General features: G+C 41.5%; 1 protein-coding gene. It reads left to right on the top strand.

What is annotated here, in order from left to right; genetic code table 11:
- Window positions 1–686, top strand: a 686-nt coding sequence (locus LNN34_RS13730; RefSeq protein ID WP_229043654.1) for a transposase, incomplete at both ends; no start/stop codon positions are given.

The raw sequence follows: 686 nt of genomic DNA, 5'->3' as shown, positions 1-686 counted from the left end.
GAAAACAAAGGCCGCCCCTCACTTGATCCGCTGATTTTATTCAAAATGATGTTTATCGGATACCTCTATGGTATCCGTTCAGAAAGACAGCTCGAAAAAGAAATTTACTACAATATGGCGTACAGATGGTTTCTCGGATTGAACATAAACGATCCAGTTCCGCACCACTCCACCATCAGCTGGAACAGACGCACACGTTTTAAAGATACAACCATCTTTCAAGACATTTTTGATGAGATCGTTCTTCAGGCCATCAATCATGATATGGTGGGCGGACGTGTCCTATTCACCGATTCCACTCACCTTAAAGCCAATGCCAACAAGCATAAATACACAAGAAAAACGATTGAACAGGATACACAAAACTATATCAAAGATTTAAATGAAGCCATCCAAGAAGATCGGGAGGAACACGGAAAAAAGCCACTAATAGTCAAAGAGGAGGTGAAAGCTGAAAAAGAGATCCGCCACAGTACGACTGATCCCGAAAGTGGATATCTGTATCGCGAAAACAAACCAGAAGGTTTTTTCTATTTAGATCACCGCACAACGGATATGAAATATAACATTATCACCGATGCCTATGTCACACCTGGAAATGTCCATGATTCTGTGCCTTATCTTGACCGATTAGATCACCAAATCGCACGATTTGGTTTTCAAGTAGAAGCTGTCGCCCTTGATTC

Source organism: Bacillus sp. AF23, assembly GCF_020861455.1.
Lineage (GTDB): Bacteria > Bacillota > Bacilli > Bacillales > Bacillaceae > Bacillus > Bacillus halotolerans.
Note: the sequence above shows the minus strand (reverse complement) of the source record. Positions and strands in the feature narration are given on the sequence as shown.